General features: G+C 38.2%; 17 protein-coding genes. 12 read left to right on the forward strand and 5 right to left on the reverse strand.

Going from position 1 to position 16,440, the window contains the following annotated elements:
* The first annotated feature begins 1 nt into the window (after nt 1).
* From MTT09_RS04610 to MTT09_RS04650, 9 genes are all read left to right on the forward strand, one after another.
* Entirely contained in the window at nt 2-1,051 is a 1,050-nt protein-coding gene (locus tag MTT09_RS04610) for an SDH family Clp fold serine proteinase (protein WP_429802824.1), read from the forward strand.
* 1 nt (nt 1,052) lies between these two features.
* A complete protein-coding gene (locus MTT09_RS04615; protein WP_429802826.1) occupies nt 1,053-1,787 on the forward strand; it encodes a TerB family tellurite resistance protein in 735 nt (244 codons plus the stop codon).
* Nucleotides 1,788-2,354, forward strand: a complete 567-nt coding sequence (locus MTT09_RS04620; RefSeq protein ID WP_429802828.1) for a hypothetical protein — start codon at nt 1,788-1,790, stop codon at nt 2,352-2,354. It abuts the gene before it with no gap.
* Nucleotides 2,355-2,372: 18 nt separating this feature from the next.
* Nucleotides 2,373-2,975 carry a hypothetical protein gene (locus MTT09_RS04625; protein ID WP_429802830.1) on the forward strand — a complete coding sequence of 201 codons (603 nt, stop codon included), beginning with the start codon at nt 2,373-2,375 and terminating at the stop codon, nt 2,973-2,975.
* Nucleotides 2,976-2,998: 23 nt separating this feature from the next.
* On the forward strand, nt 2,999-4,531 hold the full coding sequence (gene purH, locus MTT09_RS04630; RefSeq protein ID WP_429802832.1) for a bifunctional phosphoribosylaminoimidazolecarboxamide formyltransferase/IMP cyclohydrolase: 1,533 nt from the start codon (nt 2,999-3,001) through the stop codon (nt 4,529-4,531).
* A gap of 77 nt (nt 4,532-4,608) precedes the next feature.
* Nucleotides 4,609-5,649, forward strand: coding sequence for a peptide-methionine (R)-S-oxide reductase MsrB (msrB, locus tag MTT09_RS04635; RefSeq protein WP_429802834.1), 1,041 nt, complete (start codon nt 4,609-4,611; stop codon nt 5,647-5,649).
* Nucleotides 5,650-5,722: 73 nt separating this feature from the next.
* Nucleotides 5,723-6,061: a hypothetical protein gene (locus MTT09_RS04640; RefSeq protein WP_149723220.1), complete on the forward strand. Its 339-nt coding sequence runs from the start codon at nt 5,723-5,725 to the stop codon at nt 6,059-6,061.
* A 1-nt stretch (nt 6,062) separates the two neighbouring features.
* Nucleotides 6,063-7,253, forward strand: coding sequence for a peptidase M50 (locus MTT09_RS04645; protein WP_429802837.1), 1,191 nt, complete (start codon nt 6,063-6,065; stop codon nt 7,251-7,253).
* 3 nt (nt 7,254-7,256) lie between these two features.
* Entirely contained in the window at nt 7,257-7,553 is a 297-nt protein-coding gene (locus MTT09_RS04650; protein ID WP_429802839.1) for a metal-sulfur cluster assembly factor, read from the forward strand.
* A 284-nt stretch (nt 7,554-7,837) separates the two neighbouring features.
* On the opposite strand, the gene ftsZ is transcribed toward MTT09_RS04650, so the two are convergent.
* The 4 genes from ftsZ to MTT09_RS04670 form a co-directional block, all read right to left on the reverse strand.
* Nucleotides 7,838-8,977: a cell division protein FtsZ gene (ftsZ, locus tag MTT09_RS04655; RefSeq protein ID WP_012001610.1), complete on the reverse strand. Its 1,140-nt coding sequence runs from the start codon at nt 8,975-8,977 to the stop codon at nt 7,838-7,840.
* A 14-nt stretch (nt 8,978-8,991) separates the two neighbouring features.
* Nucleotides 8,992-10,410, reverse strand: coding sequence for a cell division protein FtsA (gene ftsA / locus MTT09_RS04660; protein ID WP_021086906.1), 1,419 nt, complete (start codon nt 10,408-10,410; stop codon nt 8,992-8,994).
* Nucleotides 10,411-10,416: 6 nt separating this feature from the next.
* Entirely contained in the window at nt 10,417-11,874 is a 1,458-nt protein-coding gene (locus tag MTT09_RS04665; RefSeq protein WP_429802842.1) for a SurA N-terminal domain-containing protein, read from the reverse strand.
* 139 nt (nt 11,875-12,013) lie between these two features.
* Nucleotides 12,014-12,601: a class II aldolase and adducin N-terminal domain-containing protein gene (locus MTT09_RS04670; RefSeq protein ID WP_002940326.1), complete on the reverse strand. Its 588-nt coding sequence runs from the start codon at nt 12,599-12,601 to the stop codon at nt 12,014-12,016.
* 126 nt (nt 12,602-12,727) lie between these two features.
* Between MTT09_RS04670 and rsmH the strand changes: the two genes are divergently transcribed.
* The 3 genes from rsmH to MTT09_RS04685 are packed head-to-tail and all read left to right on the forward strand — an operon-like array spanning nt 12,728 to nt 15,887.
* Nucleotides 12,728-13,651: a 16S rRNA (cytosine(1402)-N(4))-methyltransferase RsmH gene (rsmH, locus tag MTT09_RS04675; protein ID WP_429802844.1), complete on the forward strand. Its 924-nt coding sequence runs from the start codon at nt 12,728-12,730 to the stop codon at nt 13,649-13,651.
* A 2-nt stretch (nt 13,652-13,653) separates the two neighbouring features.
* On the forward strand, nt 13,654-13,947 hold the full coding sequence (locus MTT09_RS04680; RefSeq protein WP_429802846.1) for a hypothetical protein: 294 nt from the start codon (nt 13,654-13,656) through the stop codon (nt 13,945-13,947).
* Entirely contained in the window at nt 13,938-15,887 is a 1,950-nt protein-coding gene (locus MTT09_RS04685) for an FUSC family protein (RefSeq protein ID WP_429802848.1), read from the forward strand. Before MTT09_RS04680 ends, MTT09_RS04685 begins: the two co-directional genes overlap by 10 nt.
* Here the strand turns inward: MTT09_RS04685 and MTT09_RS04690 are convergent.
* The gene (locus tag MTT09_RS04690) at nt 15,866-16,372 is read right to left on the reverse strand and encodes a hypothetical protein (protein ID WP_002940170.1); all 507 of its coding nucleotides are present in this window, start codon (nt 16,370-16,372) and stop codon (nt 15,866-15,868) included. The two genes, MTT09_RS04685 and MTT09_RS04690, sit on opposite strands and share 22 nt — an antisense overlap.
* Nucleotides 16,373-16,440: the final 68 nt, after the last annotated feature.

The following is a 16,440-nucleotide window of genomic DNA, read 5'->3' on the forward strand; positions in this document are numbered from 1 at the left end:
GATGTTTTCTAAAAAGGAAAAAGCAAGTGGGGAAAAGGAAGTAGAGCAAAACGAGAAAAAGGGCGTGGCAAAACCGCCAGTGCTGTTTAGTCAGACACAAGACTTGATAAGTGCGATCGAAAAGAGACTAAACGCCACTTTGATCACCTACTACAACTCAAATGCCGGCAGCGTATGCGGTAACGACGCAAGCGCGATGTATGAAATTTTAAAGGGTAAAAAGATAGATACTGCCTATCTTTTCATAAAAAGTGATGGCGGAAGCGGTATAGCCGCACTTAGGATCATTAGCACGCTTAGAAACTACTGCAAAAATTTAATAGCGCTGATCCCATCAAACTGCGCTTCAGCTGCTACGATGATGGCGCTTGGCGCAAACGAGATCGTCATGGGTCCGCTTGCCTATCTAACGCCAGTTGATACTTCTCTCAAGCATGAACTTAGCCCTACAAATAAGGGCAATGAGCTTGTTAGTGTCTCTATGGACGAGCTTAGCCGTGTAGTCAAGCTTTGGAAAGAGCAGGACAAAGATAGACCAAACGACACAAACCCCTATAACTCGCTATATGAGTATATCCATCCGCTAGTTTTTGGTGCGGTTGATCGCGCTAGTTCGCTCTCTCTTAAAATTTGCTCTGAGCTACTTAGATATCACATAGATGATGATAAAAAGATCGTTGAAATTTCAGAGCGACTAAACGCAGACTACCCAGCGCACGAGTATCCGATACTCTTTCGTGAGGCGCAGGAGATCGGTCTGCATGTTAAGAAAATGGACGATGATCTAAACGAGATGCTTCAGGAGCTAACGCTACTTTACTCGGAGATGGGACAGCGCGCCTTTACCGACTACGATGAGAACAGCTATCATGATAACAATATCGCAAACATCATCGAGACAAACGGCAAGCAAATTTACTATCAGATCGATAAAGACTGGTTTTATCGCCCTGAGGAGCGTCGCTGGAACGTGATGAATGACGAGAGCTCATGGCGCAAAAATGAGCTAGTAAATGGCAAGATAAAAAATACTATCTATCACTTGTGGTAATATGTCTGGAGTCCTGTTTTTACTGATATTAGGCGGTGCGATATTTCTCTTTATGAATGTCCAAATAGGTAGTAACCGCAAGAAGCAAGCAAATGTAGATGAGGCTAAATTTCTAGTATCACTGCTTGCAAAAGTCGCTAAAAGTGACGGCAGAGTTAGCGAGCTAGAGGCTAGGCTGATCACTCAGGTGCTTGATGATCTAAGTCAGAAAGTTAGCGGTGTTAGCGGCGTGCGTGAGTATCTAAAAGAGGTTTATAAGAGCCAAAAAGAAAATGTAGATAATGCCTATGAAACCGCCAGGAACTACAAGCGCGCGTTTAATCTAAACTACGATACCTGCGTGGCTAGGCTCACTTTTTTTCTAAATTTAGCCTATATAGACGGTGAGTTTAACAAGAGCGAGCAAGACGTCATAAGAAATATCGCTTATGGATTTGGCATCGACAAAGAGACGCTTGATGAGATAATCTTTAAATTTGATAGCTTCTATGGCTCGAGGTTTGGTGCAGACCATGATGAGATGAGCCAAAAAAACGATGCGTTTGAGGTTTTAGGACTTAGCAAAAATGCAAGCCTTGAAGAGGTAAAGGCTCGCTACAAAGAGCTTGTGAGGCAGTATCATCCTGACATTTTGATGGGCAGGGGCGAGAGCAAAGAGGTGATAGAGCGCTCGACTAAGAAGCTTCAGGAGATAAACGAGGCTTATGGGCGATTAAAAGAGAAATTTGGAGTTTAGATGAAGAAATTTGTGATTTTACTTTTGGCTGTGGCTGGCTTTTGCAGAGAGCTAAGTGTTAGCGATCTTAATGGAAATGAGATCAAATTTGAGCTAAAAGATAGCGCACTTTATGAAAATGGCAAAAAGATCGGCGAATACAATAAGACAAGCGCTGCTAGCATCATCCTAGCTGGTAGTGGTGGCGTTGAGGTTGATTTTAAGGCAGTTAGAACCAAAAATTTAAATGAGTTTAAAGAGTATATATTTTCAGATGAGGGCGGCATAAAGGTGGTGAAATTTAGCGCTAAAAGCCCGATTTGTGAAGCTTTTAGTAAAAATGAGCCAGTAAATTTAAGCGTGCTAAATTCTAGCTACTTTAACGGTAGGCAAATTTCAAGCTACGCTTTTAGCGTGGATATCGCAGGCGGAGAGTTTCAAAATTTAGTCAAAAAGAGAGACTTTGCTGTAAAAACAAGTGGCGCAAATTTAGAAAAACTTGAAAACTTAACAGAAGAAAATATCAAAAAAGATACCGCCATGGGGCTACTGGTGCTTGAAAAAGCGATGTGTTTGGCGGAGAAGTAAATTTAAAAAGGAAGACAAATGAGAGAAATTTTGCTAGCGGTTGTGATAGCGATAGGATTAAGCGGGTGTTTTGCTCCGCCAAAGCCTATGTATTTTAAGACGAAAGACAAGGTTGTCGAATATAGTTTTGACGACAAAGGTAAATTATATGAAGATGGAAAATTGCTCGGAGACTACACTAATATCTCACGGGCAACACAGGTATTACTTAGAGATAATAGTGGCAAATCCTATGTAAATTTCAATGTTTATAAAACAAAAGGTGTGAAGTCGGCAACTATATATCTGTTTGAGCGAGGATCGGAATTTTCTACTATCACAACAACGGGTAGTGGCGATAGTATTTGTTACTCTTATATGGCAGGAGAGAATTTAGATATTAGTGGATTTGCAAGTGTTTATAACAAACAAGATATACTTTTTTCATACACTTTTGAGGGCACGTTAGACAAAAGAGAGTCCAAAATGCAAAAAATTAACGAATTGTATGTTAGTAGAAGTTTCTTAGATGCTAATGGTGGCGAGGAAAAATCAAAAGTGATTAGAGGAGAGATAATCAAGCTATATGCCTCTTATAAGCTAAAATTTATAAGAGATATTTTGAGTAGAGAGTGTAGATAGTAAAATTTAATAAAGGAGAAAAAATGAGAGCGTTGCTTAGCGTTAGCGATAAAGAGGGCATTGTAGAGTTTGCAAAGGGGCTAGAAGAGCTTGGCTGGCAGATACTTTCAACTGGTGGCACCTATAAACTTTTAAAGGCTGAGGGCGTCAAAGCTACTGAGGTTAGCGAATTTACGGCGTCACCTGAGATGTTTGAGGGCAGGGTAAAGACGCTTCATCCAAAGATCCATGGTGGCATCTTGCACAAACGCGATGACGCTACGCACGTGGCTCAGGCAAAGGAGCATGGCATCGAGGGCATCGACCTAGTTTGCGTAAATTTATATCCATTCAAAGAGACTACGATTAGAACTGATGACTTTGGCGAGATCATCGAAAATATCGACATCGGCGGCCCAGCTATGGTAAGAAGCGCTGCTAAAAACTTTAAAGACGTGATTATAGTCACAAGCGTGCTTGATTATGATGAAATTTTAAAGCGCCTAAAAGAAAAAAGCGATGATTACGAGTTTAGAAGATCGCTGATGATAAAGGCGTTCGAGCATACAGCAGCCTATGACAGCATGATCGCAAACTATATGAATGATAGATTTAATGGCGGTTTTGGTGATGCTAGATTTATCGTGGGAAGCAAGGTTTTTGACACTAGATATGGCGAAAATCCACACCAAAAAGGCGCGCTTTATGAGTTTGATTATTTCTTCACAAACAACTTTAGAGCGCTAAAAGGCGAGGCAAGCTTCAATAACATGACCGATATAAATGGCGCGCTAATGCTTGCAACTAGCTTTGATGACGCGCCAGCAGTGGCTATCATCAAGCACGCTAACCCTTGCGGCTTTGCGGTAAAAGATACGTTGCTAGAGAGCTACGTAGCAGCGCTTAAGTGTGACCCGATCTCAGCATACGGCGGCGTGGTCGCGATAAATGGCACACTTGATGAGGAGCTAGCTAAAAAGATAAATGAAATTTACGTTGAAGTAATCATCGCTGCAAATGTTGATGATGCCGCTCTTAAGGTATTTGAGAGCAAAAAACGCATCAAAATTTTCACTCAGGATAATAAATTTTTAGTACGTGCAAATGATAAATTTGACTTTAAACACATCGATGGTGGATTTGTATTTCAAGAAAGAGACTTTGTAAAAGACGAAGAGCTTGAAAATATGAAGCAAATGAGCAAGAAATTTGCAACTGGCAGCGAGCTAAAAGACGCTCAGATAGCGTGGAAAGTGGCTGCGCTAACGAAGAGCAACTGCGTAGTTTATGTAAAAGATGGCGCTATGGTGGCTATTGGCATGGGTATGACTAGCCGCGTGGATGCTGCTCGTGCGGCCGTGGCAAAGGCAAAAGAGCTAAAGATCGACCTAAATGGCTGCGTGCTTGCAAGCGAGGCATTCTTCCCATTTAGAGATAGCATCGACATCGCTAGCAAAGTGGGCGTAAAATGCGTCATCGAGCCAGGTGGCAGCATCAGAGATGATGAGGTGATAGAGGCTGCTGACGAGCACGGCATGTCGCTATATTTCACTGGCGTTAGACACTTCTTGCACTAAAATTTAGGGGCGCTTTGCCCCTTACTTCACACTTTATAACTTTAAATTTTATATAATCCTTCAAAAAAGGAGCTCTCATGAAAAAGATATTAAATTTTCTCTTGGTTTTGGCGGTATTTTTGGGTGTAAATTTGATGGCAAAAGATGAGTTTTTAAAGGAGCAGACGATGGCAGGGCAAAATTTGAAAGAAATTTATTTAGCAGGTGGCTGTTTTTGGGGCATGCAGGGATATTTTAAAAAGATATTTGGCGTGGTAGATACAAAAGTGGGCTACGCAAATGGCAAGAGCGAGAGCACGAGCTACCGCGAGCTTCATGAGAGCGATCACGCCGAGACGCTTTATGTGAAATTTGATGAAAACAGGGTTGCTTTGGCTGAAATTTTGGCTCATTTTTTTAGGGTGATCGACCCGACCTCGCTAAATAAACAGGGCAATGACGTTGGCAGGCAGTATAGAAGCGGGATTTACTATGTTAGCAAGGACGATCTACCAGTTATTGAGAGCTTTATAAAGATCGAGCAAAAGAAATTTAAAGATAAGATCGTGGTTGAGGTAGCACCTCTTAAAAATTTTATCATTGCCGAGGAGTATCACCAAGACTATCTTGATAAAAACCCTTTTGGATACTGCCACATCGACCTAAATTTGGCAAATAAACCGCTTTATGATGAGGCTAAATTTAAGCCGCTTAGCAAAGAGGAGCTAAAGAGAAATTTAAGCAGTGAGCAGTATGCCGTGACGCAGGAGGCGGCGACTGAGAGACCATTTAGCAGCGAGTATGATAAATTTGACAAAAAGGGCATCTATGTCGATATCACAAGCGGCAAGCCGCTTTTTTCAAGCGCAGATAAATTTGACGCAGGATGTGGCTGGCCAAGCTTTACAAAGCCTATCACGACAACGGCGCTTACGTATAAAGAAGACAACTCTTTTATGATGAAAAGGGTCGAGGTGAAGTCGCAAAACAGCGATGCGCACCTTGGGCATGTATTTGACGATGGGCCAAGTGACAAGGGCTGGCTAAGGTACTGCATAAACGGAGCTAGCCTGAAATTTATACCGCTTGAAGATATGGCTAGGCTTGGATACGAGGAGTTTATCCCCTACGTAAAGTAGCTTTTGTTGAAGCAAATCAATGGTTTGAAAAGTTTAATCAGAGTATAATTCTCCAAAATCAAAAGGAGAAAAAATGAGTGAATTTTTCAAAAATGCAGAGCAGTTTAACGTAGAGGGTGCGACGGTGCCATTTTATAAATTTAGTGAAAATGGAGTAAATTTTGTTGGTTTTGACTCACGTCCTTGCGTGCCGCCAGAGCCTATGATGAACGCGCTTTTGGCGATAAAATTTGCTGATAAAGATACAAATATCGTGATGGTAAATCACAAATTTCCAGCTGGGCTCATCCCAAAGATAGAAAAGAGCTTTGATGTGGAGCGCGAGGACCTTGATGGCGGGGCTGTGAAGATGACTTTTAGCCTAAAAGAGGGTGCAAGTATAGAAAACATAGACACGAGCCTTTGCCACTAAGATGCTTTTAAACACCTATGCGCCGCCATTTAAGCTAGTTGGCGGCTACTTTATCACTGGAATTTTCTTTTTAGCGCTTAGCGTTCCGGCCTTTTTCTACGCTGATTTTGAGGCGATTAGCTCGCTAAATACGGCTGGCTTTTTGCATATATTTTTCGTGGGCTTTGTGATGAGTATCATCATCGGAGCGCTCTATCAGCTAACCTCGGTCATACTAGAAAAGCCATTTTTTACGGTCAAAGGGGCTATTATAAATTTAGCCATTTTTTGCTTTTCACTGCTTGCCATGAGCTATGCGATGATATTTGGCGAGGCTAAAATTTTACAAATCAGCGCAGTTTTGCTATTTTTCTCGCTCGTGTTTTTTGGCTCGACCTATGCGCTAAGCTTTTTAAATAATCAAAAAAGAAGCTTTGCTGCCTTTGCACTCTTTGCCTCGGCGATATTTTTGCTAGTTGGCATAACGCTTGGATTTTGCCTAGTGATGATACTTGGCGGCACACTTATGCTTGATTTTATGATGACGTTAAAATTTCATGTATATTTTGTGCTTGGCTTTGTATTTTTCGTGATACTTGGGGCTGCAAGCGTGCTTTTGCCGATGTTTGCGCTGGCACATGATCTTAAATTTACACTTAGTAAGGCTTCACTTGCATGCTACATTTTGGCTGGAGTTTTGCTGGCAATCGATGAAAATTTAGCCATTTTTGCGGTGGCTGTGGCAGCTTTACTCTTTATAGCACAGGCCTTTTATATCTTGAAAAAGCGCGTGAGAAAGGCGTATGACTACTGGAATGTAAATATCGCTCTTTCGCTGCTTGCCTTGCTTTGTGCTGCTATATTTATGATTTTTGAAAAGCTAAATTTGGCTGCATTTTTTATGATATATGGCTTTTTGTTTGCTTTTATCGTGGCTCATCTTTATAAGATAGCGCCATTTCTCATCTGGTATCACTATGTGGCGCCATTTGTTGGCAAGGCAAAAATGCCGCTGCTCGATGCGATGATACTAAAAAAGGTGGCCTATTTTGCCATAGTATTTAATGCCATTTCGCTTGTGTGCTACCCTTTGGCGGTTAGCTTTGAGATAAGAAATTTAGTCTATGTAAGTATGATTTTTATGGCTTTAAGCATCATTTTGCTTGCTATAAATATGATAAACGTTTTTAAATTTACTGGTTTTAAAGGATAAAAAATGAAAGAAAAAATTTATGATGCTTTGTCAAATATCGTCGATCCAGAGGTTGGCTTTGACATCGTTTCGCTTGGGCTCATATATGATGCGAGCTGCGATGAAAATGGCAAAGCAAAGGTGACGATGACGCTTTCAACTAAGTCATGCCCGCTTCATGAGATGATACTTGGCTGGGTTGAAACGGCTGTGCTTGGTGTGAAGGGTGTGAAAGAGTGCGAGATCGACCTAGTTTGGGAGCCTGAGTGGAATATCCAAATGGCAAGCGACTTTGTAAAAGCACAACTTGGAGTGAATTAATAAATTTGGCTAGAAATTTAGCTTAGCTAACAAATTTCTAGCTTTTCTTCTTAAGCTTCTACTTTAAATTTTAAAAAAATCATAAAAGCGTAGTTAAATTTGTTTTGGAGCGCTTAAATTTTTGAATAAATTTACATATAAATTTATTCAAATAAAAACTAAAAAAATGCGAGTTATAGAATATAATTTTAGGTGTTTGCTAGATAATGGTTAAAATTTGAATATATAAAAAGGTAAATTGCAAGATAAACTTGCAATTTAACAGGAGAATTTTTAGTTAGGACTTAGTCCATTTGATGACGAAGATATGATGGGATATCTAGTTGAGAGATGTACTCATCGCTGTTATATCCACCACTTACTCTTCTTTTTAAAACGATATTTTTATTTAAAAGATCGTTTTCAGGCTCTTGGGCTATTTTTTTTTCTTCGCTTTCTTTTTCAGCGCCTTTAAAACCTGTTGCAATAATAGTAACTTCGACTTTATTGTCTTCTATATTTTCATCAGTTGTTGTACCAAAGATCACATCTGCATCATCATCAGATGCCTCTTCGATCATTGACATCGCACTATGAAGATCATCAAGTGAGCAGTTTGGATGCATTTTGAAATGAACTAAAACGCCAAGTGCTCCGTTTATATTCATGTTATCAAGTAGTGGTGATTGGATAGCATTTTTGATAGCTTCTTGAGCTGCGCCCTCGCCATAAGCCTCGCCAACACCCATCAAAGCATGACCTCTGTGGCTCATAACTGTTTTAACGTCAGCAAAGTCGAGGTTGATATCGCTGACACCAGAGTCAAGCACGATAGAGCACATACCATTTACCGCTCTTGCAAGCACTTCATCAACCATTTTAAAGCTCTCTTTGATGCCTGATTTTTTATCTATCAAAGTTAAAAGTCTGTCGTTTGGTATGATAACGATAGAGTCGCTCTCTTTTCTAAGCTCGCTTAGACCGATATCAGCTAGTTTGCTGCGCTTTTTACCCTCAAATGAAAAAGGCATAGTCACAACAGCAACTGTTAGCGCACCTATCTCTTTTGCAGCTTGTGCAACAACTGGAGCAGCGCCTGTACCTGTACCACCGCCAAGACCAGAAGCGATAAACACAACATCAGAAGTCTCAAGAGCACTTTTTATCTCTTCGTAGCTCTCTTGTGCAGCTTCTTTGCCAACTTCTGGTCTCATACCAGCGCCAAGACCTTTTGTCTTTTTCTCACCAAGCTGTATCTTTGTGTGTGCAGGAGAATTGTCAAGTGCCTTAGCATCTGTATTTGCTATCATTAGATCGATGTCTAAATTTGGATTCTCTCTTATGATGTGGTTTATCATATTACCACCGCCACCACCTACGCCTACTACCTTTATCTTTGCGCTATATAGGCTCTTGTTCTCTTCGATTGTGAAACTGTTGCTCATTGTAAAAATTCTCCTCAAAATAGTTGTGTCATGCTGTGCCAAAATTTCTTTAAAGCACTTGGTTTTTTTTCTTGCTTGCTTATATCAGCGATATTTGCAAGCTCGTTTTTGTTGTTTGTTTGCTCTAAATTTATATCCATATTTACAAGCTCAATGCCCTCTTCAAAATCATCTTTATCCTGTTTTTTTACTTCAAATTTCTCTTTTTTCTCTTCTTCAAAAATATTGAAATTTGCTTTTGGCTTTGATCTTAACTCACCTTTATATCTCATCTTTTTTTCTGAGTCTATCTCATAAGGTGTAAATTCGCCAGCGCCATACATGCAAAGTCCTATCGCACAAGAATTTGCTGGATCTCTTAAAATCTCATATAAACCATCCATCTCTTTTGGCCTAGCGATCCTGACTGGCATGTTGTCAAATATCGCAGAAGCTAGGTCTTTTAACCCATCAAGCTTTGTCATGCCGCCAGTTAGTACTATGCCAGCACCAACAAGATCTTTATATCCACTATCTTCAAGCATATTTGCAAGCACCATCACAGTCTCTTCTGCTCTAGCTGAGATGACATTTGATATAACATCAAGTGAAACTTCGTGAGTTTTTTGCTCATCGCCAAGTCTTGGAAGCTCGATAAGATCAACTGATTTATTTACCAGTTTGCCATATTCTAGTTTTATCTCTTCAGCTTTTGGCAAAGGAGTATGAAGCGCCATTGAAAGATCTATAGTTATATTTGCAGAGCCAACGTGTAGATATGAGTTATATCTTAGTGAATTTCCAGCGTGCACTACCATATTACATGTCTCGCCGCCCATATCTATAAGTGCAACACCAAGTTCTTTTTCATCTTTTGTTAGTGTTGCTATGGCTGAAGCGTAACCAGAAAGAACTACATTATCAACCTGCACGCCTGCTAAATTTACAGCCTTTCTTAGATTGCTTAGTTGTGATTTTTGGATACTTATGATATGTGTTTGCACTTCAAGTCTAGTGCCATTCATGCCAATAGGATCTTCTATAAATTCTTGTCCATCCACTTTAAAGTTATATGGTAAGACATGAAGTTTTTCATATTCTGGGGAAGTCTCGGCATTGTGATCTGCCATCTGCATAGCACGCTCTATCTCTTTTATGCCTATCTCATGATTTGGTATATTTACTACGCCACTACTATTTACGCTTTTAGTATATTTGCCAGATATCGAAACTACTACTCTTTCGTAGTGTGTGCCCGCAACTTTTTGCGCTTCTATGAGTGCATTTTTTATAGATTTTGCAGCTAGTTCAATGTTGTTTATAGCACCTTTTTTTATACCTTGTGCTTTTTCTGTGCCTATTCCTATTATTTTTATGCCATCATCATTTTGCTCTGCTATAACGGCGCAAATTTGAAATGATCCGACATCTATGCCTAAAATTCTAGTACTCAAAATATTTTACCTTTTGACATATTCTTTAACTTCATAATATTTTAGAAGTTTGTTTGTTAAATCTTTTATCAACTCGTTGTTTTTAAGCATTGCAACATTTTGTTGTGTTATTTGCTTATAGTTGTTATTTATATTGTTAGTAAGCAATCTTTGTTCCAAAATATCGTACACTACGGCTTTGTCATCTAATATAACATAACCTTTTGTGTTGTTAGTGTCAAAAAGTTGAGATACAAAAGCTCTTGTATCGCTCTCATTTAAGCCCGCAATAGAGCCATTTACCTCTCTGCTAACAAAGCCAACATCTGTGCCTTTGAAGTTTTGTAGAGTCTCTTTTGCTTTTGCTGTTAAAATTTCTTTTTCTTTTTTACTTTTATAAATTTCAAGTACATTGGCTCTTGCTTGTTCAAAGCTCATATGTTGTGGAGGAGTTATGCTTTTTATTCTAGCTATTAAATAGCCATCTTTATAGATAAATGGTTTTATCACTTCGCCAACTTTTGCACCCTTTATCTCATCAAGTGAAAAAGTAGCGTTGTCTTCATTTACACTTATAAAACCATTAGTTGCAAGTTCAGCTTTTTTAACAGCGACATACTTTTCTAAAGCGTTAGTTTTGCTTTGCTCTATGTTGTAGTCTTTATTGACTTCAGCTTTTACCTCGCTAAAAGGTTTTATCTTGTCATCAGAACCCTTATATTTATCTTGGTTCTCGTTATAGTAAGATTTTAAAACACTTTCGTTTGCGTCACTTTTTTCTGACTCGACAAAGTATGTATCTATGCCATAAAGTGTCTTTGTCATATAGTTATTTTTATTTATCTCCCAAAGATCTTTTAGTTCTTTCTCATCTACTTTGATATCGTTTTGATCAGCATTTACTACTTGCACAGCTAATTTATCTTGCATGAAAAAGCTAGCTTCCATCATGGCAATATCTTCTTTGCTAGCAGGTAAATTTAAAATAGTTCTAAGTTTATCTAGTAAGATAGTTAGTTTTAGATTGTCTTCAAAATCAGTTGGGTTTATCCTGGCTCTTCTTAGCACGTCGTAGTATAAATTTTTGTCAAAAACGCCGTCTTTTTGAAATGTTGGATCGACGATTATATACTTTAAAACATCGTCTTTATTAACGCTTAGACCGATGTCGTCTGCAAAATTTAATAGTAAATTTTCTTGAATAGCAGCTTGAAGTGCAGCATTTTCTAAACCTAACTCTTCAGCTTTTTCTTGAGTTAATTTGCCTTCAAATACATTGTTGTAGTACTGATACAACCTATCATATTTTTGTTGCAACTCTTGAACGCTTATATTTCTATGTCCTACTTTGGCTACCGAAGTAGCTCTGTTGCTGTTTAGATCGTATGCGCCCCAGCCGACAAAACCAGCACCGACAAAAGCTATCGTGCTTACCCAAATTGTCACGACTAGGTATTTTTTATGTTTTTGCATCCAAGATAACATTAAGTTCTTCCTTTAAAATACTAACAAAGCTTGTGCGATATTTTATAGAAATTTGGCTTAAATAAGCTTAAAATGGGGCTTTATAAAAACGTTTCTTGCTAAATTTTTACTAACATTTTTTATCTTTGTTAGCAAAAATTTAAATGCTAAAATCGCTGTAATCACCAGTAAAATGAAGCAGTTTGCAGCTGTTTTCTAACAAAGCTATATCTTTTGCAAGTAGTTGAGGGCTCCTGCTATACGCGTAAACGCCGTATCCTTTGATCACGACAACGTTAGTATTTTTCTCTATCATCGCTCTATAAATTTCTGTCTCAGCACGCTCATACCAGTCGTCAAACTGCTTTGGATCATAGACTAAAATTTCATTAAACCTCATGCATCCAAAATAGTCTTTTGGTGCGATCTTTTCATGTTTCATTGCATAAGCTGTCACGTATGGAGGCATGGCGTAGCAGACAAATTTTGCTTCATTTATGTTTTTGTAGATATTTAAGTGTATATCAGCATCTAAGCTCGCATCATTCCAGCGGTAGTCTTTTTTAGATGAAAGAAGCGTTAGATCACTATCTTGCAAGTCGTCAAAAATGGCACTTTGCTTGTTGATGATAAATTGATTTTTTTCTACCCTTGCTGAGATAGAACCATGAAAAACACCAAAAAAATTCTTTCTAAACATCGAAAGAGATATCTTTTTTATCTCATTTGTTGAGTGCAATAAGTCCATTTTTTCTCCTATGTTTGGGTGATTATATTTAAGCTATCTTAAAATTTGTGTAAAATTTTATGTAATGATAGCTTTTTAAGTAAAATTTCGATAAATTTTTACACTAATTTCATTAAAGAGGCAGTGTTGCAAAGTCCGCATATTAGCGTTTTACTTGACGAAGTTCTATCTTTTTTTAAAGACCTGAGTGGAAATTTTATAGATTGCACGCTTGGATATGCTGGACATTCTAGTGCTATTTTGTCTCAAAATGAAAATTTAAATTTGATTGCTTGCGATAGAGACAGCGAGGCTATAAATTTCTCGCTCAAAAAACTTGAGCCATTTGGCAGCAGAGTGAAAATTTATAAGAGCAATTTCTCTGAGCTTATTAACAAACTTAGCAGCGATGAAATTTCAAACGTTAGAGGAATTTTAGCTGATATTGGCGTTAGCTCTTTACAGATAGATAAAGATGATAGGGGCTTTAGTATCGGCTCAAACACGCTTGATATGCGTATGGATAAAGAGCGATGTTTTAGCGCCTATGATGTGGTAAATGGCTACTCGTTTGATGAGTTAGTTAGGATTTTTAGGGATTACGGTGAGCTAAAAAATGCCGCTGGGGTTGCAAATAAGATAATAAATGCTAGAAATTTAGGCGAGATAACGAGCGCAAAAGAGCTTGCAAACATAATAGGCACAGCTCAGATAAAAGGGCGCGGTGTTAGCCCTGCGATCCTTGCCTTTCAGGCGATTAGGATAGAGGTAAATGGCGAGCTAGATGAGCTAACAAATTTGCTTGATAGTATAGAAAAGGGTGGTTTTAAAGATTGCTTGGTGGCGATCATAACATTTCACTCACTTGAAGATAGGATCGTAAAAGAGCGCTTCAAAAAGTGGGCAAACAGCTGTATCTGTCCGCCTGGCATCTACCGATGTGAGTGCGGAAACAACCACGAACTGGGTGAAATTTTAACCAAAAAGCCACTAACAGCAAGCCAAAGTGAGCTGGCACAAAACTCACGAAGCAAGAGCGCAAAACTGCGTGTTTTTAAGATAAAAGGATAAAGATGCAAGAAAAAGAAGAGCTGCTAACACTTCACGACGAGGAGCAAAAACGTGAGGTAAATTTAAGCTTTAAGACGCTAGTGATGATCTATCTGGCGGTTTTTATAGCGTTGGCTCTATTTTTACCAAAAATTTATATAGCAAATCAAATTTATTATATAAGTAGAGATATCGCCGACATCAGCGGCAAACGAGATATGCTCCTTGAAGAAAACAGAGCTCTTAGCATAAAGCTTGAAAATTTGCGTTATAAAAATCAAATTTTAAACAATATGCAAGAGCGTCAATGGAAATAATTAAGAAATTTAAAAGCTTTATCCGCTACTACGACCCTGCAAATTTCCAGCTCATCTACTCGCTAAAAGCTGCTACAACCATCGCTTTTAACTGCTTTTTGTGCTTTTACTTCTTTCATCTAAGCGGCGCTATCATGGCTGTAAATATCACGATGGGTATATTTTTTCTTGGCGAGCTTGAGTGCAAAGATAGGAGCAAATTTGCATTTTTGCTACTTTACATCGCGCTTTCTTGCGCTTTTATGCCCTTTGTTGATCCATTTATCAGTCTTGGCGTTTGGCTCTCGCCTATCGTATTTGTCTGGATATTTGTTGTAGGCATTAGCCAAATTTATAGCTCAAATTTAAATAAAATTTTACTCGCCGTAAATGCAACAGGGCTTGTTGCTTTTGTGACAAAGGCCGCAGTAGGGCTAAATGTGCCTGATAGCATCGGCGGTCTGGTGCTTGCTGGCGTGCTAAGCATCATCATAAAATTTGAAAATTTTGGCAAATACGGCAAATTTACTAAAAAGAGCATCAGCTTTTTGCTAGATAACGCCATCTTGTCGAGCAAAGCGCTTGGCACGAGCCATTTTTACGCAAGTATTGCAGATTTGATGAGCTCGATTGACAAATCAAAAGAAATTTTTGCAAACAAAAGCCTAAAGATAAAAGATGTTAAGCTAGTTAGAAATCAAGCCAAGGCGCTATTTTATTTTTATAAAGTTGAAGAGATCGCTCTTTTGCTTCGAACATTAGGGGCTTCGTTTGAAAGGATTGAGGACAAGGCGCTTTTAAATGAGGTAAAAAATGAGATCGCTTACAACCTTTTTGAGCTTAAAAAAATTTTCAAAAATCAAACTCCAAAGCTAAAATTTGAAGCGCTAAATTTAGCCAAAAACTCAAATTTTAAAATTTTTGCAAGCTCGCTTGGCGTGCTATATGATAAATTTTTACTTATAAAAGAGGGCGGCGAGGATAAGCTCTCGTTTAACAACACAAAAAAGATCACGCTAAAAGAGGCATTTAAAAAGATAAATTTAAAAAATGAAGTATTAAAAGAGTCTTTAAGGCTTGCCATTTGTATGTCGCTAGCCATTTTTATAGCGCAGGCGATGCATATAAATCATGGAATTTGGATCGCCATAGCGGTGATGAGCCTAAACAAAAGCGACGAAGATGCTTTAAAAAATGCAGGCAGAGATAGCCTTCTTGGCGGGGTTATCGGCTTTTTTATCGCGCTTGTTTTTGTCAAATTTATGGGTGAATCATACGCATTTTACGTGGTTGTCTTTATCGGTATGTTTTTGGTTTATTATCTTAAATCTTACAAACAAATCGTCTTTGCAACGGCTTTTATGTTTGAATTTACAGCCATTTTTTCGCTTATAAAAAGAGACTTTTTAGCCCTTATGGTCGATAGATTGCTTGACGTAGCAGCTGGCTTTTTGATAGTTTTTGCTACCTATCTGCTAACTAAGAAAAATGACTATACAGCGATAAAAGATAGCTTAAGCAGTGCCTTGATAGGTTTTAGAAATTTAGTGCAAATTTCTCTAAATGAGTCAAACAAAGATGCTTTTAGCACGGATGAAAAAAGGGTTTTAGGCTCGATAAATGAGCTAAACTACGCTATAAAAGTTAGTAAAAATTTAGACGATGATAATATGAAAAATGCAAAATTTATAGCTAGCAAGCTTGATGATATAAATAGCGATCTGGTTAAGCTTAGAAATTATCTAAATTTAGACGAGCTAAAAGAGAAAAACGCCTTGCAAAATGATATAAAAATCATCTCAGATAGGTTTTTGATGCTAGATAAAAAGATCAAAAAACTTCCATATTATTTCATAAGTGAGATAGAAGCGAAGCTACTTTGCAAAGATGAAAACGCTAAAAAGCTAATTTTACGAGTTGCCTTAAAACAAAATGAAATTTACTCAGCGCTCTCTTTTTGAGAGATTAGCTTTTCATATATATATTGTTCTAAATCTTTTTTTGAAACGTCATTTTTAAGAGCGGTGTTGTAAATTTCTTCAACCTTACTTGAATACTTTTCATATCCAAAATATGGAAAATGCACGCTCCAAGCCTTTTTTATAAGATCTAGGCTTATCTCTCTTCTTGCCCAAACCTTAAACATGTCAAAGCCGATAAAAACAGCTGAAGTGACGATGGTGGTTGCTATTATCGAGATGTGCGCGTCGGCCTTTGCTAAAAAGTGGTGCGTGATGATGAGAAGCGGAAATAAGACTACAAAGCAGATAAGTGCGTAAATTTGATAGAGCTTCACGTGGTTAAATCTAAAATTTAGCTTTGCGCCATCAACTAGCATACCTTCGTTAAAAAGGGCATTTGCTTCTAGCAAATCTCTAAATAAAACTGGCTGTTTTGAGACGAAAAAAATATTTTTAATGATAGTGTTTCTTAGATTTTCTTTCATTTTTTATAGACTTTTTACCTTAAAAATTTCAGCTCATTGTATCTAAAAATCTATAAATTCAAACAAAA

Origin of the sequence: Campylobacter concisus, from assembly GCF_050447505.1 — a bacterium.
GTDB classification, from domain to species: Bacteria; Campylobacterota; Campylobacteria; order Campylobacterales; family Campylobacteraceae; genus Campylobacter_A; species Campylobacter_A concisus_BP.